The 24688-nt window shown below is 62.2% G+C and carries 21 protein-coding genes; 9 read left to right on the forward strand and 12 right to left on the reverse strand.

Going from position 1 to position 24688, the window contains the following annotated elements:
* Positions 1–810, forward strand: an 810-nt coding sequence (gene lptG / locus B2V21_RS09475) for an LPS export ABC transporter permease LptG (RefSeq protein ID WP_286916701.1), incomplete at its 5' end; no start/stop codon positions are given.
* A gap of 45 nt (positions 811–855) precedes the next feature.
* Here lptG and B2V21_RS09480 read toward each other — a convergent pair.
* The 12 genes from B2V21_RS09480 to gap all read right to left on the reverse strand — a co-directional run bounded on the left by B2V21_RS09480 (position 856) and on the right by gap (position 14865).
* The gene (locus B2V21_RS09480) at positions 856–1335 is read right to left on the reverse strand and encodes an RDD family protein (protein ID WP_286916702.1); all 480 of its coding nucleotides are present in this window, start codon (positions 1333–1335) and stop codon (positions 856–858) included.
* Between the two features lie 95 nt (positions 1336–1430).
* Positions 1431–1643 carry a cold-shock protein gene (locus B2V21_RS09485; protein ID WP_049861833.1) on the reverse strand — a complete coding sequence of 71 codons (213 nt, stop codon included), beginning with the start codon at positions 1641–1643 and terminating at the stop codon, positions 1431–1433.
* Between the two features lie 420 nt (positions 1644–2063).
* The gene (gene gcvT / locus B2V21_RS09490) at positions 2064–3188 is read right to left on the reverse strand and encodes a glycine cleavage system aminomethyltransferase GcvT (RefSeq protein WP_286916703.1); all 1125 of its coding nucleotides are present in this window, start codon (positions 3186–3188) and stop codon (positions 2064–2066) included.
* Positions 3189–3242: 54 nt separating this feature from the next.
* The gene (gene gcvP / locus B2V21_RS09495) at positions 3243–6104 is read right to left on the reverse strand and encodes an aminomethyl-transferring glycine dehydrogenase (protein ID WP_286916704.1); all 2862 of its coding nucleotides are present in this window, start codon (positions 6102–6104) and stop codon (positions 3243–3245) included.
* A 9-nt stretch (positions 6105–6113) separates the two neighbouring features.
* On the reverse strand, positions 6114–6491 hold the full coding sequence (gene gcvH / locus B2V21_RS09500; protein ID WP_090356341.1) for a glycine cleavage system protein GcvH: 378 nt from the start codon (positions 6489–6491) through the stop codon (positions 6114–6116).
* Positions 6492–6828: 337 nt separating this feature from the next.
* A complete protein-coding gene (locus B2V21_RS09505; RefSeq protein WP_286916705.1) occupies positions 6829–8337 on the reverse strand; it encodes a sigma-54-dependent transcriptional regulator in 1509 nt (502 codons plus the stop codon).
* A 78-nt stretch (positions 8338–8415) separates the two neighbouring features.
* Entirely contained in the window at positions 8416–8817 is a 402-nt protein-coding gene (locus B2V21_RS09510; RefSeq protein ID WP_090361984.1) for a YbaN family protein, read from the reverse strand.
* 20 nt (positions 8818–8837) lie between these two features.
* Positions 8838–9455 (reverse strand): biliverdin-producing heme oxygenase, encoded by a 618-nt coding sequence (locus B2V21_RS09515; RefSeq protein WP_282347797.1) that lies wholly within the window; start codon positions 9453–9455, stop codon positions 8838–8840.
* Between the two features lie 113 nt (positions 9456–9568).
* Positions 9569–12127, reverse strand: a complete 2559-nt coding sequence (locus tag B2V21_RS09520; protein ID WP_286916706.1) for a TonB-dependent receptor — start codon at positions 12125–12127, stop codon at positions 9569–9571.
* Positions 12128–12280: 153 nt separating this feature from the next.
* Positions 12281–13174 carry a FecR family protein gene (locus tag B2V21_RS09525; protein ID WP_286916707.1) on the reverse strand — a complete coding sequence of 298 codons (894 nt, stop codon included), beginning with the start codon at positions 13172–13174 and terminating at the stop codon, positions 12281–12283.
* Positions 13175–13215: 41 nt separating this feature from the next.
* Positions 13216–13737, reverse strand: a complete 522-nt coding sequence (locus B2V21_RS09530) for an RNA polymerase sigma factor (RefSeq protein WP_286916708.1) — start codon at positions 13735–13737, stop codon at positions 13216–13218.
* Positions 13738–13863: 126 nt separating this feature from the next.
* Positions 13864–14865 (reverse strand): type I glyceraldehyde-3-phosphate dehydrogenase, encoded by a 1002-nt coding sequence (gene gap / locus B2V21_RS09535; RefSeq protein ID WP_049861843.1) that lies wholly within the window; start codon positions 14863–14865, stop codon positions 13864–13866.
* Between the two features lie 273 nt (positions 14866–15138).
* Between gap and edd the strand changes: the two genes are divergently transcribed.
* The 8 genes from edd to B2V21_RS09575 all read left to right on the forward strand — a co-directional run bounded on the left by edd (position 15139) and on the right by B2V21_RS09575 (position 24601).
* Positions 15139–16965 (forward strand): phosphogluconate dehydratase, encoded by a 1827-nt coding sequence (gene edd / locus B2V21_RS09540; RefSeq protein ID WP_286916709.1) that lies wholly within the window; start codon positions 15139–15141, stop codon positions 16963–16965.
* Entirely contained in the window at positions 16962–17915 is a 954-nt protein-coding gene (locus B2V21_RS09545; protein WP_286916710.1) for a glucokinase, read from the forward strand. Before edd ends, B2V21_RS09545 begins: the two co-directional genes overlap by 4 nt.
* 65 nt (positions 17916–17980) lie before the next feature.
* Positions 17981–18703 (forward strand): response regulator, encoded by a 723-nt coding sequence (locus B2V21_RS09550; RefSeq protein WP_286916711.1) that lies wholly within the window; start codon positions 17981–17983, stop codon positions 18701–18703.
* A 22-nt stretch (positions 18704–18725) separates the two neighbouring features.
* Positions 18726–20132 carry an ATP-binding protein gene (locus tag B2V21_RS09555; protein ID WP_082484727.1) on the forward strand — a complete coding sequence of 469 codons (1407 nt, stop codon included), beginning with the start codon at positions 18726–18728 and terminating at the stop codon, positions 20130–20132.
* A gap of 167 nt (positions 20133–20299) precedes the next feature.
* Positions 20300–21586 (forward strand): ABC transporter substrate-binding protein, encoded by a 1287-nt coding sequence (locus B2V21_RS09560; protein ID WP_286916712.1) that lies wholly within the window; start codon positions 20300–20302, stop codon positions 21584–21586.
* 105 nt (positions 21587–21691) lie between these two features.
* Positions 21692–22600, forward strand: a complete 909-nt coding sequence (locus B2V21_RS09565; protein WP_049861849.1) for a carbohydrate ABC transporter permease — start codon at positions 21692–21694, stop codon at positions 22598–22600.
* A complete protein-coding gene (locus tag B2V21_RS09570; protein WP_286916713.1) occupies positions 22593–23438 on the forward strand; it encodes a carbohydrate ABC transporter permease in 846 nt (281 codons plus the stop codon). Before B2V21_RS09565 ends, B2V21_RS09570 begins: the two co-directional genes overlap by 8 nt.
* Positions 23439–23440: 2 nt before the next feature.
* A complete protein-coding gene (locus tag B2V21_RS09575) occupies positions 23441–24601 on the forward strand; it encodes an ABC transporter ATP-binding protein (protein ID WP_282347806.1) in 1161 nt (386 codons plus the stop codon).
* The last annotated feature ends 87 nt before the right edge of the window (positions 24602–24688 follow it).

Here is a 24688-nt window from a genome sequence, read left to right on the forward strand (position 1 = left end):
CTGACCATCATGCGCGCGGCCGGCGTGTCGGTGGGGCGCATCGTCTGGGCAGTGATGAAGCCCATGCTGGTGTTGATGATCGTGGGCGTGCTGGTGGGTGAATACGTTGCCCCGCCTGCAGAAGACAAGGCTCAGGCCGAGCGCTCCCTGGCTCAGGGCAGCGGTGATGCGCAGAGCGGCAAGCACGGCATGTGGCACCGCCAGGGTGACGAATTCATCCACATCAACACGGTGCAGCCACGAGGGCTGCTGTACGGGGTCACCCGTTACCGCTTCGACGACCAGCGCCACATGCTCAGCGCCAGCTTCGCCCGCAAGGCGCAGTACGATGGCGATCATTGGCAGTTGAGCGATGTCACCACCACGCTCTTTCACAGTGATCGCAGCGAAGTGGTCAAGGCTGCTGACGAGCGCTGGGAGGTCTCTCTGACCCCACAGTTGCTCAGCACGGTCATTGTTGCGCCCGAAGCGCTGTCGATTTCAGGTCTGTGGGGCTACATCCACTACCTCGCCGATCAAGGGCTGAACAACGGTCAGTACTGGTTGGCGTTCTGGGTGAAGGTCCTGCAACCGCTGGTCACGGCAGCGCTAGTGTTGATGGCCATCTCGTTCATCTTCGGTCCGTTGCGCTCGGTCACTCTGGGCCAGCGCGTGTTCACTGGCGTGCTGGTGGGCTTCGTGTTCCGCATCGCTCAAGACCTGCTCGGGCCATCGAGCCTGGTATTCGGCTTCCCACCGCTGCTGGCGGTGGTGCTGCCTGCAGCGATCTGCGCCGTGGCAGGGATCTGGCTGTTGCGACGCGCCGGTTAGCGCAAGCACAGCCATACAGAAAGCCGGCCCTCAGTGGCCGGTTTTTCATTGGGCCATCCGCACTACTCGGCTGCGCGATCCCAGATCGTGCCAGGTGCGCTGGCGTCGATCGAACAGCATCCACCACCAGCCGATCCCCAGGCATAGCCACGACAATATCGCCAGGACAAACCGCAGCGCCGCCTGACCCAGGCCGAGCGGGCTACCGTCGGCACTTTGCACGCGGATACCCCAGGCCTGCATGCCCAGGGTCTGCCCGGCACGGGTCCAGAAACAGGCGAAGAAGGCGAACGACAGGCTTGCCAGCAGCAGTGAAAGCCATTGGTCATGATCCAAGGCGCCTGCCTCGGACAGGGCGCGCAGGTGAGCTTCGCCGTACCAGAGCATCTGTCCCAGCTTGTACAGCGCGGTGGCGACCATCAGCAGGGCTACCAACAGGATCAGATCGTAGGCTGCCGCAGCCAGGCGCCGAGTCAAGGTTGCCGGCGTCGGCTGCTGTATAGCGTTCACGACATCGGGTGCCATCGAGAATCCTTGGAAGGGAAAACAGTCGACGCCAGTCGAGCGCCCACAAAAAAGCCCCAGGCTATCAGCGCTGGGGCTTTTGGGCGACGCTCGAATCAAGCCTCGGCTTGAACCTCGTCAGCCTGCAGGCCTTTCTGGCCCTGCACGGACACGAAGGTGACCTTTTGGCCTTCCTTCAGGCTCTTGAAGCCGTTGCCTTGAATGGCGCGGAAGTGAACGAACAGGTCTGGACCGCTTTCAGGCGTAATGAAACCGAAACCTTTTTCGTCGTTGAACCACTTGACGGTACCGCTTTGACGATTCGACATAGCTTAATTTCCTTGAAACCTAGAAGTATTAACAGCGTCTTTCACATGAAAGAGTACTGGGCTGATTTGCAGGAAAGTTAAGAGACGTCGAACGGGTTGTAGCAGTCATCAGCGCTACTGCCCAGGTCACGATCCAAGCGACCCATGCAAACACAGTGGAGAAACTTTACGCTAACTTCAGCGAGAAAAACAAGCCCTCGCAACCGCCGCGTTCGGACCTTTTTGTGCCGCATTTCAGGCCCTGTTCGGGGCGTTGCCCCAAGTTCGTGCACAAGGTGCATACACTTGACGTCATTGAGTTAAAACAACGGAAACAGTGCAATAAGATGTGTTGGAACTATGACGCTTTAGCTTCGCGTCATAGTTTTTATCTACCAGAGACGGCTGTTAGCCAGAGTCCATCGATGCGCCAGGTTGCAATCAGCCCCGATAATAGCGTTGCGGCACGAACGGCATCTTGGCAACTTTCACGGGCACGGGCTTGCCACGCACGATGGCACTGAGCGTAGTGTCCAGCGTCGCCGCGCTGGCCTCCACGTAGCCCATTGCAACCGGAGCATCCAGGGTCGGGCCGAAACCGCCACTGCAGACGCGACCGACTTCAACGCCTTCGGCATTCAGGATGGGAGCACCCTCACGTACGGGTGTGCGTTCCTGAGGCAGCAGGCCGACGCGCTTGCGTGCAACGCCTTCGTGTTGCTGCGCGAAGATGATCTCGGCACCCGGGAAACCTCCGGCACGGGCACCATCGGCGCGGCGCGTCTTGGAGATGGCCCAGAGCAAGCTGGCCTCGATGGGCGAGGTATCGCTGTCCATGTCATGGCCGTACAGACACAGGCCTGCTTCGAGTCGCAGCGAATCCCGTGCGCCCAGGCCAATGGGTTCCACTTCAGCCTCGGCCAGCAGCGCGCGCGCCAGGGCTTCGGCCTGGGCGTTTGGCACGGAAATCTCGAAACCGTCCTCGCCGGTGTAGCCCGAGCGACTCACGTAGCAGTCCACGCCCAGCAGCTTGACGCTGGCGAATTGCATGAACGTCATCTGCGCGACTTCCGGGGCCAGACGTGCCAGCACCGTGACCGCCGCCGGACCCTGAAGCGCCAGCAGCGCACGTGAATCGAACAAGGCTTCGATCGTGCAACGGCCGCTCAAATGCTGTTGCAGGTGGACCAGGTCCTGGTCCTTGCAGGCAGCGTTGACGACCAGCATCAGGGTGTCGTTGCCCAGGTTCGCCACCATCAGGTCGTCGAGAATGCCGCCCTGTTCGTTGGTGAACAGCGCATAGCGCTGCATGCCCACCGGCAGGTCGATGATGTCCACCGGCACCAGCGTTTCAAGGGCCTTGGCGGCGTCGGCACCGGTCAGGCGAATCTGGCCCATGTGCGACACATCGAACAGGCCGGCCTGGGCGCGGGTGTGTCGATGTTCTTTCATGACGCCCAGTGGGTACTGCACCGGCATGTCGTAGCCGGCGAAGGGCACCATGCGTGCGCCTAGTTCCAGGTGCAGCGCATGCAGCGGGGTGGTTTGCAGGGGGGTATCGGACATAGTCATTCCTCGCGCAGCAGGGCGCGCGGCAATCAAGGCCGCGCACCGCCGTCATCACGCTTGCTGATAGGCTTCGATGGAAGGGCAGGCACACACCAGGTTGCGGTCGCCGAAAACGTTGTCGACCCGGCCAACGGGTGGCCAGTACTTGTTTTCCAGCAGGGTCGGCAGCGGGTAGACCGCTTGTTCACGACTGTAGGCGTGGGTCCATTCGCCGACCAGCTCGGCAGCCGTGTGCGGCGCATTCTTCAGCGGGTTGTCGTCGCGATCCAGACGGCCTTCCTCGACCGCACGAATTTCTTCGCGGATCTGGATCATGGCGTTGCAGAAACGGTCGAGCTCTTCCATCGATTCGCTTTCGGTCGGCTCGATCATCAGGGTGCCCGCCACTGGGAAAGACATGGTCGGGGCGTGGAAGCCGAAGTCGATCAGGCGCTTGGCGACGTCGTCGACGCTGATGCCGCTGCTGTCCTTCAGCGGGCGTACGTCGAGGATGCACTCGTGGGCCACCAAACCGTTGCTGCCGGCGTACAGAATCGGGTAGTGCTGCTCCAGGCGCCGGGCGATGTAGTTGGCGTTGAGGATGGCGACCTGGGAAGCGCGCTTGAGACCGTCGCCGCCCATCATGCGGATGTACATCCAGGTGATCGGCAGGATGCTGGCGCTGCCGAACGGCGCTGCGCAGACGGCGCCTTCCTTGCGTTCCAGGGCCGCATGGCCGGGCAGGAACGGAGCCAGGTGCGCTTTCACGCCGATCGGGCCGACACCCGGACCGCCACCGCCATGGGGAATGCAGAAGGTCTTGTGCAGGTTCAGGTGGGACACGTCGCCGCCGAACTTGCCCGGCGCGCACAGGCCCACCATGGCATTCATGTTGGCGCCATCGATGTACACCTGGCCACCGTGATCGTGGATGATTGCGCAGATCTCGCGGATACCTTCCTCGAACACGCCATGGGTGGACGGGTAGGTGATCATCAGGGCTGCCAGCTTGTCGCTGTGCTCGATGGCCTTGGCGCGCAGGTCTTCGATGTCGACGTTGCCGCGCGCGTCGCAGGCGGTGACCACCACGCGCATCCCGGCCATGTGCGCCGTGGCCGGATTGGTGCCGTGGGCCGAGGACGGAATCAGGCAGATGTCGCGGTGCGCTTCGCCGCGGCTTTGGTGGTAGGCCCGAATCGCCAGCAGCCCGGCGTACTCACCCTGGGAACCGGCGTTGGGCTGCAGGGACACGGAGTCGTAACCGGTGGCGGCGCACAGCATGCTTTCCAGCTCATCGGTCAGCAACTGATAGCCCTGGCTCTGCGCAGCCGGTGCGAAAGGGTGCAACTGGCCGAATTCGGCCCAGGTCACCGGGATCATCTCGCTGGCGGCGTTGAGCTTCATGGTGCAGGAGCCCAGCGGGATCATGGTGCGATCCAGGGCCAGGTCCTTGTCGGCCAGGCGGCGCAGATAGCGCATCAGCTCGGTTTCCGAGTGATAGCGGTTGAAGACCGGATGTTGCAGGATCGCCGACTGACGCAGCAGGGCTTCGGGCAGTTGATCGGTGACTTCGTCGGCCAGGGTCTGGAAGGTCACCTGGGTGCTTTCGTTGTGGAACAGCGCGAACAGCGCTTCCACATCGGCCTGGCGGGTGGTCTCGTCCAGCGAGATGCCCACGCGCTCGGCATCGACCTCGCGCAGATTGATACCCGCGGCACGGGCCTGCTCATGCAGGCGCTCGGTCGCGTTGCCGGTGGCAAGGGTCAGGGTGTCGAAGAAATGCTGCTGCTCGACGCGCACGCCCAGTTGCGTCAAGCCGCGCGCCAGGATGGCGGTGAGCTGGTGGGTGCGCCGAGCGATCTGGATCAAGCCGGCCGGGCCGTGGTAGACCGCGTACATGCTGGCGATGTTGGCCAGCAGAACCTGCGCCGTGCAGATGTTGCTGGTGGCCTTCTCGCGGCGGATATGCTGCTCGCGAGTCTGCATGGCCAGGCGCAGGGCGCTCTTGCCGTGGCGGTCCACCGACACGCCGACCAGACGGCCTGGCATGTCGCGTTTGAAGTTGTCGCGGGTGGAGAAATACGCAGCGTGCGGGCCGCCGAAACCCAACGGCACGCCAAAACGCTGGGCGCTGCCGATGGCCACGTCGGCACCGAATTCACCCGGCGGGCTGAGCAGGGTCAAGGCCAGCAGGTCCGCGGCCACGGCCACCAGAGCGTTGCCGGCGTGGAAGCGCTCGACCAGTTCGCGGTAATCGAAAATGTCACCGTTGCTGGCGGGGTACTGCAGAAGTGCGCCAAAGAAGCCGTCGGTGTCGGCGAGCTCGTGCTCGTCGCCGACGACCACCTCGATGCCCAAGGGCTCGGCGCGGGTGATCAGTACGGCCAGGGTCTGCGGATGGCAGTGGCTGGAGGCGAAGAAACGCTGGCTGCTCTTGTTCTTGCTCAGGCGTTTGCAGAAGGTCATGGCTTCGGCAGCCGCGGTCGCTTCGTCGAGCAGCGAGGCATTGGCGATGGGCAAGCCGGTCAGGTCGCTGATCAGGGTCTGGAAGTTCAGCAGCGCTTCCAGGCGGCCCTGGGAAATTTCCGGCTGATACGGCGTGTAGGCCGTGTACCACGCAGGGTTTTCCAGCAGGTTGCGCAGAATCGGCGCTGGCGTGTGGGTGTTGTAATAGCCCTGACCGATGTAGTTCTTGAACAGTTGGTTCTGCTGGGCAATGGCCTTGATGGCGGCCAAGGCATCGGCTTCGCTCTGCCCGGCAGACAGACCGAGCACGCTGGTGCCCTTGATGCTTTCGGGGATGACGCTGGCGCTCAGCGCGTCCAGGCTCTCGTAGCCGAGAAAATCGAGCATGGCCTGCTCGTCGGCAGGGCCGGGGCCGATGTGGCGATCGATGAATTCGTTGTCGGTGTGCAGTGCAATGGCGCGAGTCATGGTCGATCCTCAGCCTTGGGCGGCGATCAGGTTGTCGTAGGCGGGCTGGTCGAGCAAGGCGTGAACCTGGCCGAGGTCATCGGGGATGAAGCGGAAGAACCAGCCCTGTGCCAGTGGGTCCTGATTGACCAGTTCCGGGGCGGCATCGAGCGCTGCGTTGACCTCGACGATCTCGCCGTCGAGCGGCATGTTGATGCTGCTGGCAGCCTTCACCGATTCCAGCACCGAAACCTCGGCATCGCGCGCGTGGTGGGCCAGTTCGGGCAACTGCACGAACACGACATCGCCCAAGGCGTTCTGGGCAAAAGGGGTGATGCCGACTGTGACGCTGCCGTCGGCTTCGAGGCGTAGCCATTCGTGTTCGACGGTGAAACGCAACTCGCTCATGGAAACTCCGCAATGATTTGGGGTTCAGCAATGGCGGTTACATAGCAAGATGGTTGCCAGATTTCTCAAAGCCACACACTTCAAGGCCTTCAGGCAGATGACCCACGTCCAGCAGCAGAGTGGCTGTAACGAAAACGCTACGCACCGCCCTGGTCCATTCCCCGCGACAACCCCTGTAGCAGCGGCGCAAGCCGCGTCGGCGGCCGACGCGGTCTGTCGAATACACCTCGGTGAGCCCGGACGCGGCTTGCGCTGCTGCTACAGAGCGCATTAGGCAAGAGTGTATTGGATTGCGTACGGTGTATTGGAATCGATACAGCGCAGGCTATGTTACGTGTCAGGATGCGCTACCGATACCGTATTTGCGTAACCGGTTGGCAATGGCCGTGTGTGACGTCTGCAGACGGCTGGCCAATTGGCGGCTCGACGGGTAGCTGGGATACAGCTTTTCCAGCAGCGCTTTTTCGTAGGCACCCACCGCCTGCTCCAGGCTGACCACCTCACCGTCGTTGCGGTGGGTCACGCGGGTACCGGCAATATCCAGATCGCCGATATCGACCGTATTGCTTTCGCAGACGGCAGCGGCGCGAAAGATCACGTTTTGCAACTGCCGGACATTGCCCGGCCAGCGGTTGCCCAGCAAGGCAGGATACGTGTTCGCTGTCAGTCGGCACATCGGCCGCTGAATCTGGGTGCAGGCCTGCTGCATGAAATAACGCGCCAGCAACAGGATGTCCTCCCCGCGCTCGCGCAGCGGCGGCACATTCAGGTTGAGCACGTTGAGACGGTAGAACAAGTCTTCCCGAAACGCCCCTTCGGCCACCATCTGCTCCAGATTGCGGTGGGTGGCGCTGAGGATGCGCACATTGACCTTGACCTCGCGGTCGCCGCCGACCCGGCGAAAGCTGCCGTCGTTGAGAAAACGCAGCAGCTTGGCTTGCACGTACGGCGACATTTCACCGATTTCATCGAGGAACACCGTGCCCTGGTGGGCCAACTCCATCAGCCCCGGCTTGCCGCCTCGCTGGGCACCCGTGAAGGCGCCGGGGGCGTAGCCGAACAGCTCGCTCTCGGCGAGGTTCTCCGGCAACGCGGCACAATTGAGAGCCAGGAACGGCGCCCCGTGGCGCGCGCTGACGGCATGGCAGGCACGTGCCACCAGTTCCTTGCCGGTGCCGGTTTCGCCCTGGATCAATAAAGGCGCATCCAGAGCCGCGACGCGCTGCGCCCGAGCTTTCAGCGCACGAATGGGTGCAGAGTCACCCAGCAGCGAATCGAATCCCTCGGCATGGTCGTGGTGCAGGGCGGCCAGCCGTTCACCCATGCGGTTGGGCGGGTACAGCGTCAGCAAGGCACCTGCGTCGGTGATGGGTGTGGCATCGAGCAGCAGCGTCTGGCCATTCAGGTTGACCTCGCGCAGTGGCAGTCGGAACCCCTGTTCCAACAGGGAACCGAGCAGGGCCGGATCGGCGAACAGATCGGCCACCGACTGCCCGTCCGGCTCGCGACCATACAGCTCGACCAAGGCCGGGTTGGCCAGCAGAACATTGCCAGCACTGTCCAGCGCCAGCACCGGATCGGCCATGGCGGCCAGCAGGGCTTCGAGCTGCAGATGCCGGCGCTGTCCGGGCAGGATGTCGACCACACGCACGTCTTCCACACCCTTTACCCGGAACAGGGCATCGTGCAGCTCTTCCAGGACCAGCGGGCTGAGCGTCGGCGCATCGATGTAGACGTTGGGTGGGACCATCTCGACGGCATCGAGGTTGAGATTGCGGGCACCAAGCAATGCCAGCACTTCCTGGGTGATGCCGACACGGTCGATGAAGCTGACGTGGATACGCATGGGTTTCGTGCATTCTGGACAGCGGAGGCAGGCAGTATGCCTTGCCATGGCTCAAAGCTGTAGGGCCGAGGCTGTGGGTCAGCGCTCGGCAGTGACGCGTTCGGGTCGTGACCAGATCCACAGGTTGACCAGCACCATGCCAGCGATGGCGGCGTAGACCGGCCAGTGTTGCTTGAGGGTGAACCACATCACCAGCGAGCAGATCACCATGCTGACAGTGGCGCTGACCTTGGTCCGGCGGGTAATTACCTTGCCATTGCGCCAGTTGTGCAGCATGGGGCCGAACAACTTGTGGTTCTCCAGCCAGGCGCTGAGCCGCGGCGAGCTTTTGGTTGCCGCCCACGCAGCCAGCAGGATGAACTCGGTGGTGGGCAACCCCGGCACCACGATCGCGATCAGCCCGATTATCAGGCTGGTATAGGCCAGCAGGCCGTAAAGCACGCGGGCCATCTTTGAGGGGAGCGGGCGAGGGTTGTCCATGAGTTCCATACAGTCGGGTTTCAAGCCGGCGCCGTGTCCCGATGATCGGCGTAGGTGTGTTGCAGCAGCACCTGCAAGCGCGCGAACGCGTCGTTGGCCGCCTGGTCGGCTTCCGCTTCTTCGCTCGGGCTGAAGGGCAGGGCATCGAAGATTGCGTTGAAGGCTTTCCAGCCCTTGCCGCGTCCGCCTTCGGGTTCGGCCAGATGACGAGCACCGAAACTCTCCGTGTAGCCCAGGGCGTTGGCCCGCTTGATCAGGATAGCGGCGCCGAGTTTAGACCCTTCGGAGACACGAATCCAGGTCAGCGCCGTCGCCAGGCTGGGCTCGCTGAGGGCGCCCGGAACAGGTTGCGGAATGGCCACGCCCAGATCGATCAGGTCGGCCTTGGCCGCCTCTGCGCGGCAGCGCCCCGGCAGGTCGGGAAACAAGGCGATCAGGGCGGGATCGTTGTACAGGTGCTGCAGCTCCGACTGGAACAGGTACTGCATCTGCAGAAAGCGCCCATAGCTTTCCGGCGTATCGAAAGGGGCGTAGCGGGCCACGGTATTTTCCAGGCTGTCGTGCAACGCCTGGCTGATCGCGCGCAAGCGGGCGGAGCGCAGCGGGGCGTGGTCCTGAGGGTGCTCGGTGACGGTCATTGTGAGTTCCTTGAAAAATGCGGTGCTGTGTAGACGAGACGAATCGACTCACAGCGGACCGTAAAAAAATCCCACCACAGGGGCAGCGGTTATCTGCCCCTACAGTGCCATTATCAGATGTCCCAAACCAGATTGATCGCGAAATTACGACCGGGAGCCGTGAGGCGGTCGAGGTTGGCGGGTGATGTCACTGCCGCTTCGCCCACGCCGTCATAGCTGCGTACGTCGTCCCATAGCCAGTATTTCTTGTCGGTAAGGTTGTACAGGCCGGCGTTGACGGTGACGTCGTCGGTGACTTTGTAGTAACCGGCCAGGTCGAGGATGCCGAAGCCAGGCGTTTTGAACACACCACTGCCGTCCGGCGACTTGAACGCGCTGCTGTCCACGCGGTTCTGCCGCTTGACCAGCGTCCAACTGAGCAGGCCACCGTACTGCTGCTGCTCGTAGCCCAGGCCGAAGACACCCTTGAGCGGATTGACGCTGTTGATCGGTTGGCCGTTGTCTTCGTTCTTGCCATGGGCGTAGGCGATGGCGCCTTGGCTGTAGAAACCTTGCGGCGCGCCGAAGTTGTCCAGGTTCAAGCGGCCCTTGAGCTCGACGCCCTTGATGGTGGCGTGCTTGATGTTGTTGCTCTGGAACACTGTGGACGTCGCCCCGGGGGTGACCGCATCCTCATTGATGAAATCGCGATACTGGTTGTAGAACACCGCAATGTCGAAGGTGCCTGCTTCGAATTTGCCGCGCAGACCGGTTTCATAGCTTCTGCTTTTCTCTGGATCCAGGTCCGGATTGGGCTGAACGGTATAGCCTGCGCCCAGGTTTTCGAAGCGACCGTACAGCGCCTTGGCCGAGGGCGTGCGAAAGCCTTCGGCATACTGCCCATACCAGGTGTAGTGGTCATCGAAGTCGTAGGTCACGCCCAGCTTGGGCGACAACCGGTGCCAGTTCCGCTCGCTGTCGGTCACGGTGTATTCACCTGTGGGGTTGACCGTGCGCAGGAATTCATCGGTCAGGCGGGGCTTGAGCTGGGTGTAGTCATAGCGCGCGCTGGGCAGAAAGGTCCACTGGTTCCAGCGGATCTCGTCCTGGGCGAACAGGCTGTAGGTGTTGATGGTCGGGTCGGGGAAGTCGCTGGACTTGACCAGGCGATCGGTCGAACTGTCGGCGCCGATGGCTCGGCAGCTGCCCATCACGGTCAGGCAGGTCCCGTAGCCGCTGCGCGAGCCGGTGACCTTCTGCTGGCGGATGTTCGTGCCGTAGGTCAGCAGGTGATCGGTTTGTCCCACCTGAAAGGCCTTGTCCAGTTGCAGGTCGAACACCCACTGGCGCTCTTTGTACAGGGTGTCACGCGTTCGCAGCACATCGCGTGCGCGCGGAACGACATAGTGCTCTTCGGTGTGCTGGTCGGTCTTGGCGATCTGGTAGTTCAGGCTCCACTTGATGTGATCGGCCACGACGCTGTCCAGGCCGAAGTCGTGGTTCAAGCCGAAGCGCTCGCGGGTGACCGTGTCATTGCCACCGCGCGATCGATAGAAATTCAGCGGGCTGCCATTGGCATACGGGCCGCCATAGGCGCTTTTCAGGTCGACATCACGGTCGTCCTTGTACTTTTCATAGGTGAGCCCGAACCGAGCGTCGTCGGCGTAGTTCCAGCCCAGCTTGGCCAGAACGTTGGTGGAGCGCACATCCTTGGGGTCGGCCGCGGTGCGGCTCAGGCCAGTGGTGTCGTGATCACCGTGGGACTCGGTTTCATGCCCGTTGCGCTGGCTCAAATGCAGCAAGGCGTCGAAGTCACCCGTACGGCCGGCCACGGTGGCCGAGTTCAGCCAGCTCTCGTCTGCCGAGCTGTAGCCGGTCTTCAGGCGCGCGCCGATGTCCTTGCCCGGCTTGATGATGTCTTCCGGGTCCAGGGTGTAGTAGCTGACCACCCCGCCGATGGCACTGCTGCCGTACAAAGACGAAGCCGGCCCGCGCAGGATTTCCACGCGCTTGACGATTTCCGGGTCGACGTAATTGCGCTCGGTTTGCGCATAGGGGCCGTTGAAGAAGCTGTCCGGCACTTCGACGCCATCGACCTGGGTGAGGATGCGGTCGCCATCGATGCCGCGAATGTTGTAGCCGGTGATGCCACTGCGCAGGCCGGTGCCGCCCGCGGAAACGCCCGGTTCGTAGCGCACCACATCCTGAATCGTGTTGACGTTGTCACGGTCCAGCTGCGTGCGGCCCTGCACGCTGACGGTGCTTGGTACGCTGTCGGCGCTCTGTTCCTGGCGGGTGGCGCTGACGGTCATCTGTTGCAGGGCGATCACGGCACCCGGCGGACTGCGCTCGAGCACGACATTGTTGGCGCTGATTTTCCGGTAGCGCAGCGCTGTTCCGGCGAGCAGCCGATCCAGTGCCTGTTCCGGCGTCAGGTTGCCACGTGCGCCGGGTGAGACAACGTCCCGAGCGAGCTCGGCGGGCAATCCGACTTGCCATCCCGTCGTGGAGCTGAAGCCGTTCAAGGCCGACGTCAGCGGTTGCTGGGCGATGCTGAAGGAGTGACTGACACTGTTGCGGGCGCTGCTTGGTGTCGGCTCCGCAGCGCTGCCCACGGCAGGCACGGCGGCCAGCAGCAGGGCAACGGCGAGCACCGAGTGGTGGAACGTTGGACGAGTGAAACCTGTGGGCATCGAAAGCGCTCCCTGTCGCGTGTCGTTATAGTGTCGCTGATTCGAATGCGAATCAGTTGCATTGGCTATGACTAGACGGATGGGGAAGCGCTACAGCGTAAAAATAATTATGCGGGTTATGCAGGTTGTTGGTTCATGAGAGTGACGTGTCTGTCAGTTCAGGATGACCAGCGCCGGAAACTCCCGCACCTGCGCCGACGTTACCTGGGCCAGCGAGCGAACTACATCGAGCGGATTGTCCAGGCGGTAATTGCCGGTCACCGCCACCTGCTCGAGCTTCTTGTCGGTGTTGATGATCCACCCCGGGTAATAGCGCCGCAGTTCGGCGAGCACCTCGCCCATGGGGCGGTTCTCGAAGATCAGCCGGCCCTGGACCCAGGCCAGATCCTTCTGCGGATCGAGCCGCTCGCGCGTGCCGAACCCCTTGGGGCCGATGCGGATACTGTCGCCGGCGTTCAGGCGGACCTTCTCGTCATGGCTGGCGCTGAGGTCGACGTTGCCGCGCTGCACCCGCACTTGCGCCTGGCCATCGTGGTAGCTCACGGCGAAGGCGCTGTCGAGCACATCGGCACGCACCGGGCCGGCTCGCACCTGCAACGGTTGTTGGCGGCTGGGCGGCACCTCGAAAAACGCTTCGCCTTCGTACAGGCGCGCGTTGCGTTGGCGGGTGTCGATTCGGCTGGAAAAGGCCGAATCGGTGTTGAGCAGCACCTTGGAGCCGTCCTCCAGTTCCAAGTGCTGGCGTTCGCCGACCTGGGTCAGATGAGCGGCCTGTACGCGCAGCGGCAGCTGGGTGAAATTGAGTACACCGACCACCAGCATCGCGGCGGTGGCGAGAGGTTTCCAATGCCGCCGCCACGGCGGCGTTCGGCGCTGCGTTTGCAGGGCCACGGCGGCGTCCTGCACCGGCGCCCCGTGCCATACGGCGCGGGCTTGCTCGAACGCAGCGGCATGTTCGGGATCGGCCAGCAGCCAGGCCTCGAATGCCCTTTGCTCGGCGGGGTCGGCGCAGGGCTGAACGATCAGCCAATCGATGGCTTGCTCCATGACGGGCGTCAATGGCGCCTGTTCTGGTGAATGCTGCCGGTTCACGGGTGTTGCTCCAGGCGCTGTGCGACGCCGATGCAGATCGCCATGATCAATTTCAATTCCTTCTGTACGGTGCTTGCCGAGACGTCCAGGTCCTGGGCAATCTCTACATAACTGCTGCCATGCACTCGGCTCAATATGAAAATGCGCTGCTGGCGCGGCGTCAGTCGGCCAAGGCTCAGGGTCAGCCTGGCCAGCAGGCGCTCGGCATGAGCCGCCTCATCTGGAGTGCTGCTCGCTGCTGCAATGCTTTGTAGCACGTCGAGGGGCACATCTTCGACCATGGTCCGCTCCTGCACCCGCCGTGAGCGCAGATAATCCAGTGCCAGATTGCGCGCTGTCTGGAACACGAAAGGTTCGAGGTGCTCGATGGGTCGCTCGCCCAGGGCACGGTTGACCCTCAGGTAGGTTTCCTGAAGCAGGTCTTCGGCGGTGCTGGGGTTGCGTACCATGCGCTGAAGGGTGCGCAGCAGACTCAAGCGTTGGGATAGGAAAACAGAATTGAAGCGTGATTGACTCACGGAAGTGCCCGACCGGAAAGCAGCAGATGATAATGCTTCTCATCTGCTCATCTAGTCAAGTCGCGATCTTTGCAAGAGGTATCGCGGCTGGAGACGGCATCTACCGTATCCAGCCGCCATAGGGCCTTACTTGGCGTTGATCAGCGCCAGGCAGTTGTCGAGCATGCGGTTCGAGAAGCCCCACTCGTTGTCGTACCAGGCCATGACCTTGACCAGCTTGCCGTTGACCTTGGTGTGGTTGGCATCGAAGATCGACGACAGCGGGTTGTGGTTAAAGTCGGTCGAGACCAGCGGCAGAGTGTTGTAACCCAGCACCTTGGACTGTTCGGCCGCCGCCTGCATCAGCGCGTTGATCTCGTCACGGCTGACTTCGCGCGACAGGTTCAAGGTCAGGTCGACCAGCGATACGTTGATCACCGGGACGCGCACCGCCATGCCGGTCAGCTTGCCGGCAAGTTCGGGCAGCACCAGGCCCACTGCCTCGGCAGCACCGGTCTTGCTGGGGATCATCGACTGGGTGGCCGAGCGCGCGCGGTAGGGGTCGCTGTGGTACACGTCGATCAGGTTCTGGTCGTTGGTGTAGGCATGGATCGTGGTCATCAGACCCTGCTCGATGCCCAGCTCGCGGTGCAGCACCTGGGCAACCGGCGCCAGGCAGTTGGTGGTGCACGAGGCGTTGGAGATCACCTCGTGGGACTGGCGCAGCACTTCATGGTTGACGCCATAGACCACCGTGGCGTCGGCGCCCTTGGCCGGGGCCGAGATGATCACCTTGCGCGCGCCGGCGGTCAGGTGCGCCGCGGCCTTCTCGCGGTCGGTGAACAGGCCGGTGCATTCGAACACCACGTCGATGTTCTCGGCCTTCCACGGCAGCTCGGCCGGGTTGCGGATCGCGCTCACCGAGATGCGATCGCCATTGACCGTCAGGCCTTCCTTGTCGTGCTCCACCGTGCCGTCGAAGGTGCCATGCACCGTGTCGTACTTGAGCAGGTGGGCGTTGATCGCGCTGTCGCCCAGGTCGTTGATGGCGACGACTTGCAGGTCCTGGCGGTAGCCTTGGGTATAGAGTGCCCGCAGGACATTGCGGCCGATGCGGCCAAAACCGTTGATTGCTATGCGAATGGTCATGAGTGATTCCTGTAATCAGATTGGGTGATTCCCCTTGGATCAGGTCCGGGCAAGCAGGTCACGTAATCTGTTTTGTTGTTGGAATTACAAGATTATTCGCATAGAAATAGAAAACAAGCCTTTTTAGTGGCAATATTTTGTTCTATCTACAACGAGTGACCGGTACAACCCTTCCTTCACATCGATTCTGCCTGCAGGGCTTTGAGCCCTGGCACAGGTCGTAGTTCGGACAGAGTGTTGCAGAGGTCGCCCCCAAAGCCTGGAGTTCTTCACATGCATCCCCGCGTCCTTGAGGTCACCCAACGGCTGATCGCGCGTAGCCAAGCTACCCGCGAGCACTACCTGCAACTGATCGACAGCGCTGCCAGCGACGGCCCCATGCGGGGCAAGCTGCAGTGTGCGAACTTTGCCCATGGAGTAGCGGGGTGCGGCACCGAAGACAAGCACCAACTGCGCATGATGAACGCGACCAACATCGCAATTGTTTCGTCATATAACGACATGCTCTCGGCGCATCAGCCCTACGAAACCTACCCCGAACAGCTCAAGCAGGCTCTGCGTGAAATCGGCTCGGTCGGCCAGTTCGCCGGCGGCGTGCCCGCCATGTGCGATGGCGTGACCCAGGGTGAGCCCGGCATGGAGCTGAGCCTGGCCAGCCGCGAGACCATTGCGCTGTCCACAGCCGTGGCGCTGTCGCACAACATGTTCGACGCTGCGCTGATGCTCGGCATCTGCGACAAGATCGTGCCGGGCTTGATGATGGGAGCCCTGCGCTTTGGCCATCTGCCCATGATCTTCGTCCCTGGCGGACCGATGCCGTCGGGCATTTCCAACAAGGAAAAGGCCGATGTCCGGCAGCGCTATGCCGAGGGCAAGGCCAGCCGTGAGGAATTGCTCGAATCGGAGATGAAGTCCTACCACAGTCCGGGCACCTGCACCTTCTATGGCACGGCCAACACCAATCAGCTGCTCATGGAGGTGCTCGGCCTGCACCTGCCGGGCGCCTCGTTCGTCAACCCCAATACGCCGCTGCGCGACGCGCTGACCCATGAAGCGGCTCATCAGGTGACGCGCCTGACCAAAGCCAATGGCGAGTTCACGCCCATCGGTCGCATCGTCGATGAAAAGTCACTGGTGAATTCGATCGTCGCCCTGCACGCCACGGGCGGTTCGACCAACCACACCCTGCACATGCCGGCGATCGCCATGGCAGCAGGCATCATCCTGACCTGGCAGGACATGGCCGACCTTTCCGAGGTCGTGCCCACCCTGTCCAACGTCTACCCGAACGGCAAGGCCGACATCAACCATTTCCAGGCCGCTGGCGGCATGGCGTTCCTGATTCGCGAGCTGCTCGGTGCAGGCCTGTTGCACGAGGATGTCAACACAGTGGCCGGCCACGGTCTGAGCCGCTATACCCGCGAGCCGTTCCTGGAAGACGGTCGTCTGGTCTGGCGCGAAGGGCCCGTGGCGAGCCTCGACGAGAGCATCCTGCGCCCGGTGGCACGCCCGTTTTCGGCCGAGGGCGGATTGCGTGTGATGGAAGGCAACCTGGGCCGTGGCGTCATGAAAGTGTCTGCCGTGGCTCTGGAGAATCAGGTGGTGGAGGCGCCCTGCCGCGTGTTCCAGGACCAGCAGGAACTGGCCGATGCGTTCAAGGCCGGCGAACTGGAAAAGGATTTCGTCGCTGTCATGCGCTTCCAGGGCCCGCGCTCCAACGGCATGCCGGAACTGCACAAGATGACGCCATTTCTTGGCGTGCTGCAGGACCGCGGCTTCAAGGTCGCGCTGGTTACCGACGGGCGCATGTCCGGCGCGTCCGGCAAGATTCCCGCCGCGATTCACGTCAGCCCCGAAGCGGCCAGTGGCGGACCGTTGGCCTTGGTGCGCGATGGCGATATCATCCGGGTCGACGGTGTCGAGGGTACCTTGCAGGTGCGCGTCGATGCCCAGACGCTGGCCAGCCGCACCCCGGCGGTCGGCACCTTGGCCAATGGCGTAGGTTGCGGGCGTGAACTGTTCGGGTTCATGCGCCAGGCCTTCAGCTCGGCCGAGCAAGGCGCCAGTGCCTTCACTTCGGGGTTGGAGATTTTGCGATGACACTCGCCCTCATTGGCGATATTGGCGGTACCAACGCACGTTTCGCCATCTGGGAGAATGACGCATTGCATTCGGTCCGGGTCTTCGCGACGGCGGACTACACCAGCCCCGAGCACGCCATCGGCGTGTACATGGCCGACCTCAAACTGCAGAAAGGCGATATCGGCGCCGCGTGCCTGGCGGTGGCCGGCCCGGTGGACGGTGACGAATTTCGCTTCACCAACAGCCATTGGCGCCTGAGCCGCAAGGCGTTCTGCCAGACCCTGCAGGTGGGCCACCTGCTGCTGATCAACGACTTCACGGCCATGGCCTTGGGCATGACCCGCCTGCAGCCCGACGAGTATCAGCTGGTGTGCGAAGGGGAGGCCGACCCTGCACGTCCGGCCGTGGTCATCGGTCCGGGCACCGGCCTGGGCGTGGGCACCTTGATCGGCCTGCGCAACGGCTGGATGGCGCTGCCGGGAGAGGGCGGCCATGTCGACCTGCCCGTCGGCAGCCCCCGCGAAGCTCAACTGCGGGCGCACATCGAAGCACAGATCGGTCACGTCAGTGCCGAAACGATTCTGAGCGGTGGCGGCTTGTTGAGGTTGTATCAAACTGTGTGCGAAGTGGACGGCCACGAACCATCCTGCGACTCACCTGCGCAAGTCACCGAAGCCGGTCTGGCCGGCGATCCCGTCGCCCGCGAAACCCTGGAGCAATTCTGTCGCTTTCTCGGCCGGGTGGCGGGCAACAATGTGCTGACCGTGGGCGGTCGCGGCGGTGTGTACATCGTCGGCGGCGTGATCCCGCGCTTCCTGGATATCTTCATGCAGAGCGGTTTCGCCCAGAGCTTCGCCGACAAGGGCTGCATGAGCGATTACTTCAAGGGCATTCCCGTGTGGGTGGTCACGGCCGAGTTCTCCGGACTGCTGGGCGCTGGCGTGGCCTTGCAACAGGCGCAAGCTTGAGCGTTTAATCAGCCCTTGAAAAAAGCCGGGCGTATCGACCCGGCAATGACAACAAGGACGCCCACGTGAGCACTGTCGGCAAATCGATCCTGCTGGTCGATGACGATCAGGAAATCCGCGAACTGCTGGACACCTACCTGAGCCGCGCCGGCTTTGCCGTGCGCACCACGGCCAACGGCGCGGGCTTTCGCGAAGCCCTGAGCGCCGAGGTCGGCACCGACCTGGTGATTCTCGACGTCATGCTGCCCGACGAAGACGGCTTCAGCCTGTGCCGCTGGATCCGCCAGCATCCACGCATGGCTCAGGTGCCGATCATCATGCTGACGGCCAGCTCCGATGAAGCGGACCGGGTAATCGGTCTCGAATTGGGCGCCGATGACTATCTGGGCAAACCGTTCAGCCCACGCGAGCTGCAGGCACGCATCAAGGCGCTGCTGCGGCGCAGCCAGTTCGCCAGCGAGCGCAGCGGCGAGGTGCTCGGCTTCGACGAGTGGCGGCTCGATACCGTGAGCCACCGGTTGTTTCACACCGATGGCGAGGAAGTGTTCCTCTCCGGTGCCGACTTCGCCTTACTCAAACTGTTTCTCGATCATCCCCAGCAGATTCTCGACCGCGACACCATCGGCAACGCCACACGCGGGCGCGAGCCGATGCCTCTGGACCGCATCGTCGACATGGCGGTCAGCCGTCTGCGCCAACGCCTGCGCGACAACGACAAACCGCCCCGTTTGATCCGCACGGTGCGCGGTAGCGGCTACCTGCTGGCGGCCCACGTTGCGCCTGTTTAAACCACGCTCTCTGCTGGGCCGCATGCTCTTGCTGACACTGCTGGCGGTGCTGCTGGCGCAGGGGTTGTCCAGCGTGATCTGGCTGTCACAGCTGCGGGCCACCCAGCTCGAAGGACTGGTCACCAGCGCGCGCAGCCTGGCGCATTCGATGGCGGCCAGCGTCAGTTATTTTCGTTCGCTGCCACTAGCCTATCGGCCGCTGGTGCTGGATCAACTGCGCAGCATGGGCGGTACGCGCTTTTTCGTTTCGCTCAATGACAAGCCCCTGGGCATGCAATTGCTTGAACCGACCGCACGCAAGACCGCAGTGATCGAGGCGGTGTCTGCGGTCCTCAGATCCCAGCTGGGCAGCGACGTGGATATATCGGTGACCTTCGTCAGTCCCGATGATCTGCGCATCTTCAACAGCGGCCTGAAGCTGGACGAACTGCCGCGTTCCTGGGCGCACTACGCCCTGACCCTGGAGCCGGTGAATCCACCGGTGCTGGTCACCCAGATCCGCCTGGGGCCGAGCGAATGGCTGTACATCGCTTCACTGTTGCCCGAACCCTACACGACCCTGGAAGAAGAGGGACTGCCGGCCCAGCAGATCTGGTTCATCGCCCTCACCAGCGGTTTCCTGCTGCTGTTCATCGGCGTGCTGGTGCACTGGCAGAGTCGCCCTCTCAAACGTCTGGCTCGCGCCGCGCGCGAGTTGTCCTTGGGCGAGGTCAACAACCAGCCGCCCATGGACGGAGGCGGCAGCGAGGTGGTGGAAGTGGCGCGGGCGCTGAATGCCATGCGCGAGCGCATCAGCCGCTACCTGACCGAACGCAGCCAGTTGTTCAGTGCCATCTCCCATGACTTGCGAACGCCCATCACCCGTTTGCGGCTGCGCGTCGAACTGCTCGACGATCCCACCCTGGAGGCCAAGTTCGGTCGCGACCTGGACGAGCTGGAATTGCTGGTCAAGGGTGCACTGCAATGCGTGAAAGACACCGACATCCACGAGAACATCGAGCGGGTCGATCTCGATCAGGTCCTCGACTGTCTGGTGGAACCCTATCTGGCGCCGCACGGCAATGGCCGTGTGACCCTGGAAGGCCAGGCGCGCCGACCCTACGCCGGCAAGCCGCTGGCCATCAAGCGCTGCATCGGCAACCTGATCGACAACGCCCTGAAGTACGGTGACCGCGCGCACCTGTCCATCCACGACGATGCGCAGGCCTTCGTGCTGTACGTCGACGATGAAGGTCCCGGTGTACCCGAGCAACGGTTGCAGAAGGTCTTCGAACCGCACTTTCGCCTGGCCGGCACCCAGCAGGGCTATGGGCTGGGGCTGGGCATCGCGCGCAACATCGCCCATAGCCACGGTGGCGAGGTGACGTTGCAGAATCTTCCGGCCGGTGGTTTGCGGGTGACATTGGTCTTGCCGCGCAAGACGGTGTGAGCGGTCCGCGTGTTTCTGCACACCGACTGGCCTGGCGATCATGAATGTCACCAGTCTGTGACATTTCCCTATCCCTTCGTTACCTGCACCCTACTTGGCGGTGTTTACACTCTCACGCAACGCAAGCATCAGACTTGCCTCTGCATAACAACAAAAAAGGAAGTCCCATGAACAAGCTCTCTCGCCTCGCCCTCGTCGTTTCCTTCGCCTCCCTGTTCCCGCTCAGTGCCATGGCTGCCGATTCCAAAGGTTCGGTGGAAGTGGTCCATTGGTGGACGTCAGGCGGTGAAAAAGCGGCGGTCGACGTGCTCAAGGCGCAGGTCGAGAAAGATGGCTTCACCTGGAAAGACGGGGCCGTAGCCGGTGGCGGCGGTTCGACTGCAATGACCGTGCTCAAGAGCCGCGCCGTGGCCGGCAACCCGCCTGGTGTAGCCCAGATCAAAGGCCCGGACATCCAGGAATGGGCGTCGACCGGCCTGCTCGACACCGACGTGCTGAAAGACGTCGCCAAGTCGGAAAAGTGGGACAGTCTGCTCGACAAGAAAGTCTCCGATACCGTGAAGTACGACGGTGATTACGTCGCCGTGCCGGTGAATATTCACCGCGTGAACTGGCTGTGGATCAACCCGGAAGTGTTCAAGAAAGCCGGTATCACCAAGAACCCGACCACTCTCGAAGAATTCTACGCCGCGGGCGACAAGCTCAAGGCTGCAGGTTTCATCCCTCTGGCCCATGGTGGTCAGCCTTGGCAGGACAGCACCGTGTTCGAAGCGGTAGTGCTTTCGGTCATGGGTGTCGATGGTTACAAAAAGGCCCTGGTCGACCTGGACAACGCTGCGCTGACTGGCCCGGAAATGGTCAAGGCGCTGACCGAGTTGAAGAAAGTCGCGACCTACATGGACGCCGACGGCAAAGGTCAGGACTGGAACCTGGAAGCGGCCAAAGTCATCAACGGCAAGGCCGGCATGCAGATCATGGGTGACTGGGCCAAGTCCGAATGGACCGCCGCCAAGAAAGTCGCTGGCAAGGACTATGAGTGCATGGCCTTCCCGGGCACCGACAAGGCGTTCACCTACAACATCGACTCGCTGGCCGTGTTCAAGCAGAAGGACGCAGGCACTGCGGCCGGTCAGCAGGACATCGCCAAAGTCGTGCTGGGTGAGAACTTCCAGAAAGTCTTCAGCATCAACAAAGGCTCGATCCCCGTTCGCAACGACATGTTGAACAACATGGAGCAACTCGGTTTCGATTCCTGCGCACAGACCGCTGCAAAGGACTTCCTGGCGGACGCCAAGTCCGGCGGCCTGCAACCGAGCATGGCGCACAACATGGCGACCACGCTGGCCGTGCAAGGCGCGTTCTTCGATGTCGTGACCAACTACATCAACGACCCGAAGGCCGACCCGGCCGACACTGCCAAGAAGCTCGGCGCAGCGGTCAAGTCTTCCAAATAAGCCGTAGCGGCAAGCTGCAAGCTGCAAGTCAGAGCACTGCCCTGCTTATCTTGCAGCTTGAAACTTGTAGCGTAGCTGCCCTTTTCTTTCTCGATGGATTTCCCCATGAGCTCTGTTGCTGCGTTCAGCAAAGCCTCGCCGTTCGATGCATTGCAACGCTGGCTGCCAAAACTGGTGCTGGCGCCGAGCATGTTCATCGTACTGGTGGGCTTCTATGGCTACATCCTGTGGACGTTCGTGCTGTCGTTCACCACGTCGACGTTCCTGCCGACCTACAAGTGGGCGGGCCTTGCGCAGTACGCGCGGTTGTTCGACAACGACCGCTGGTGGGTCGCGAGCAAGAACCTCGCCGTGTTCGGTGGCATGTTCATCGGCATCACGCTGGTGATCGGTGTGTTGCTGGCGGTGTTCCTCGACCAGCGCATCCGTCGCGAAGGCTTTATCCGAACCATTTACCTGTACCCGATGGCACTTTCGATGATCGTCACCGGTACCGCGTGGAAATGGCTGCTCAACCCGGGCATGGGCCTGGACAAATTGCTGCGTGACTGGGGCTGGGAAGGCTTCCGTCTCGACTGGCTGATCGACCCCGATCGTGTGGTCTACTGCCTTGTGATCGCGGCGGTGTGGCAAGCCTCGGGCTTTATCATGGCGATGTTCCTCGCTGGCCTGCGTGGTGTCGATCAATCGATCATTCGTGCCGCGCAGATCGATGGCGCAAGCATGCCGACGATCTACTGGAAAGTGGTGCTGCCGAGTCTGCGTCCGGTGTTCTTCAGTGCGGTGATGATTCTGGCGCACATCGCCATCAAGAGTTTCGACCTGGTCGCGGCGATGACCGCCGGTGGTCCGGGTTACTCCTCCGACCTGCCAGCGATGTTCATGTATTCCTTCACCTTCAGTCGCGGCCAGATGGGCATGGGCTCGGCCAGTGCGATTCTGATGCTCGGTGCGATCCTCGCGATCATCGTGCCTTACCTGTATTCCGAGCTGAGGACCAAGCGCAATGACTGATCTCGCAGCCAAACCCGCCATGAGCCTGAGTCGCATCGCGATCTATGCAGTGCTGATCCTCGCCGTATTGCTTTATCTGGTGCCGCTGGTGGTCATGTTGCTGACCAGCTTCAAGACCCCGGAAGACATCAGCACTGGCAACCTGCTGAGCTGGCCGACCGTGGTCAGCGGCATCGGCTGGGTCAAGGCCTGGGCCACGGTTGACGGTTACTTCTGGAACTCGATCAAGATCACCGTACCGGCTGTGATCATCTCTACCGCCATCGGGGCACTGAACGGCTACGTGCTGTCGATGTGGCGCTTCCGCGGTTCGCAGTTGTTCTTCGGTCTGCTGTTGTTCGGCTGCTTCCTGCCGTTCCAGACGGTGCTGCTGCCGGCCTCGTTCACGCTCGGCAAGATCGGGCTGGCGAGTACTACCACCGGCCTGGTGCTTGTCCACGTGGTTTACGGTCTGGCGTTCACCACGCTGTTTTTCCGTAACTACTACGTGAGCATTCCCGACGCGCTGGTTAAAGCCGCACGTCTGGACGGCGCGGGTTTCTTCACGATTTTCCGCCGCATCATTCTGCCGATGTCGACGCCGATCATCATGGTGTGCCTGATCTGGCAATTCACCCAGATCTGGAACGACTTCCTGTTCGGTGTGGTGTTCTCCAGCGGTGATTCGCAACCGATCACGGTGGCGCTGAACAACCTGGTCAACACCAGCACCGGCGCCAAGGAATACAACGTGGACATGGCGGCGGCGATGATCGCCGGTTTGCCGACCCTGCTGGTCTATGTGGTCGCAGGCAAGTATTTCGTGCGCGGGCTGACAGCCGGCGCAGTCAAGGGGTAATCATGGCTACGCTCGAACTTCGCAACGTCAACAAGACCTACGGTCCCGGCCTGCCGGACACGCTGAAGAACATCGAACTGTCGATCAAGGACGGGGAGTTCCTGATCCTCGTCGGCCCGTCGGGGTGCGGCAAGTCGACCCTGATGAACTGCATCGCCGGTCTGGAAAGCATCACCGGCGGCGCGATCATGATTGGTGATCAGGACGTCAGTGGCATGAGCCCGAAGGATCGTGACATCGCCATGGTGTTCCAGTCCTACGCGCTGTACCCGACCATGAGCGTGCGCGAGAACATCGAATTTGGCTTGAAAATCCGCAAGATGCCGCAGTCGGCGATCGATGAAGAAGTCGCGCGCGTGGCCAAGCTGCTGCAGATCGAACACCTGCTCAACCGCAAACCGGGTCAGCTCTCCGGTGGTCAGCAACAGCGTGTGGCGATGGGCCGTGCCCTGGCGCGTCGGCCGAAGATTTATCTGTTCGACGAACCGCTGTCCAACCTCGACGCCAAACTGCGCGTCGAGATGCGCACTGAAATGAAACTGATGCACCAGCGCCTGAAGACCACCACGGTCTACGTGACCCACGACCAGATCGAGGCCATGACCCTGGGCGATAAGGTGGCAGTCATGAAGGATGGGATCATCCAGCAGTTCGGCACGCCACAACAGATCTACAACGATCCGGCCAACCTGTTCGTGGCCAGCTTCATCGGCTCGCCGCCGATGAACTTCATCCCTCTGCGCCTGACGCGTCAGGACGGCCGTCTGGTGGCGTTGCTCGACAGCGGCCAGGCGCGCTGCGAGCTACCGCTGGGTATCACCGACGCAGGGCTAGAAGATCGCGAGATCATCCTCGGTATTCGCCCCGAGCAGATCGCCCTGGCGAGCGAACAGACCACGGGGTTGCCGGTGTTGCGCGCCGAAGTACAGATCACCGAGCCGACCGGGCCGGACACCCTGGTCTTCGTCACGGTGAACCAGACCAAGGTCTGCTGCCGACTGGCGCCGGATGATGCACCGACGCCAGGCGCGACCCTGAACCTGTTGCTGGACCCGAGCAAGGTCCTGCTTTTCGACGCGGCCAGTGGCGAGCGCCTCGGCACAACGCGCTCCGTGGAAGATGCTGCACCCTTGGGCAACGTGACCCAGTTCAAAGGACGCTGAATAGCGATACCGGCAGGCGGCCTGTCGCCTGTCATTGGCAAGACTGTACAACACGTCAATAACAATAAAAGAGGAAGCGGGATGAAC

The organism is Pseudomonas sp. UBA6276 (assembly GCF_002438365.1).
GTDB lineage: Bacteria > Pseudomonadota > Gammaproteobacteria > Pseudomonadales > Pseudomonadaceae > Aquipseudomonas > Aquipseudomonas coleopterorum.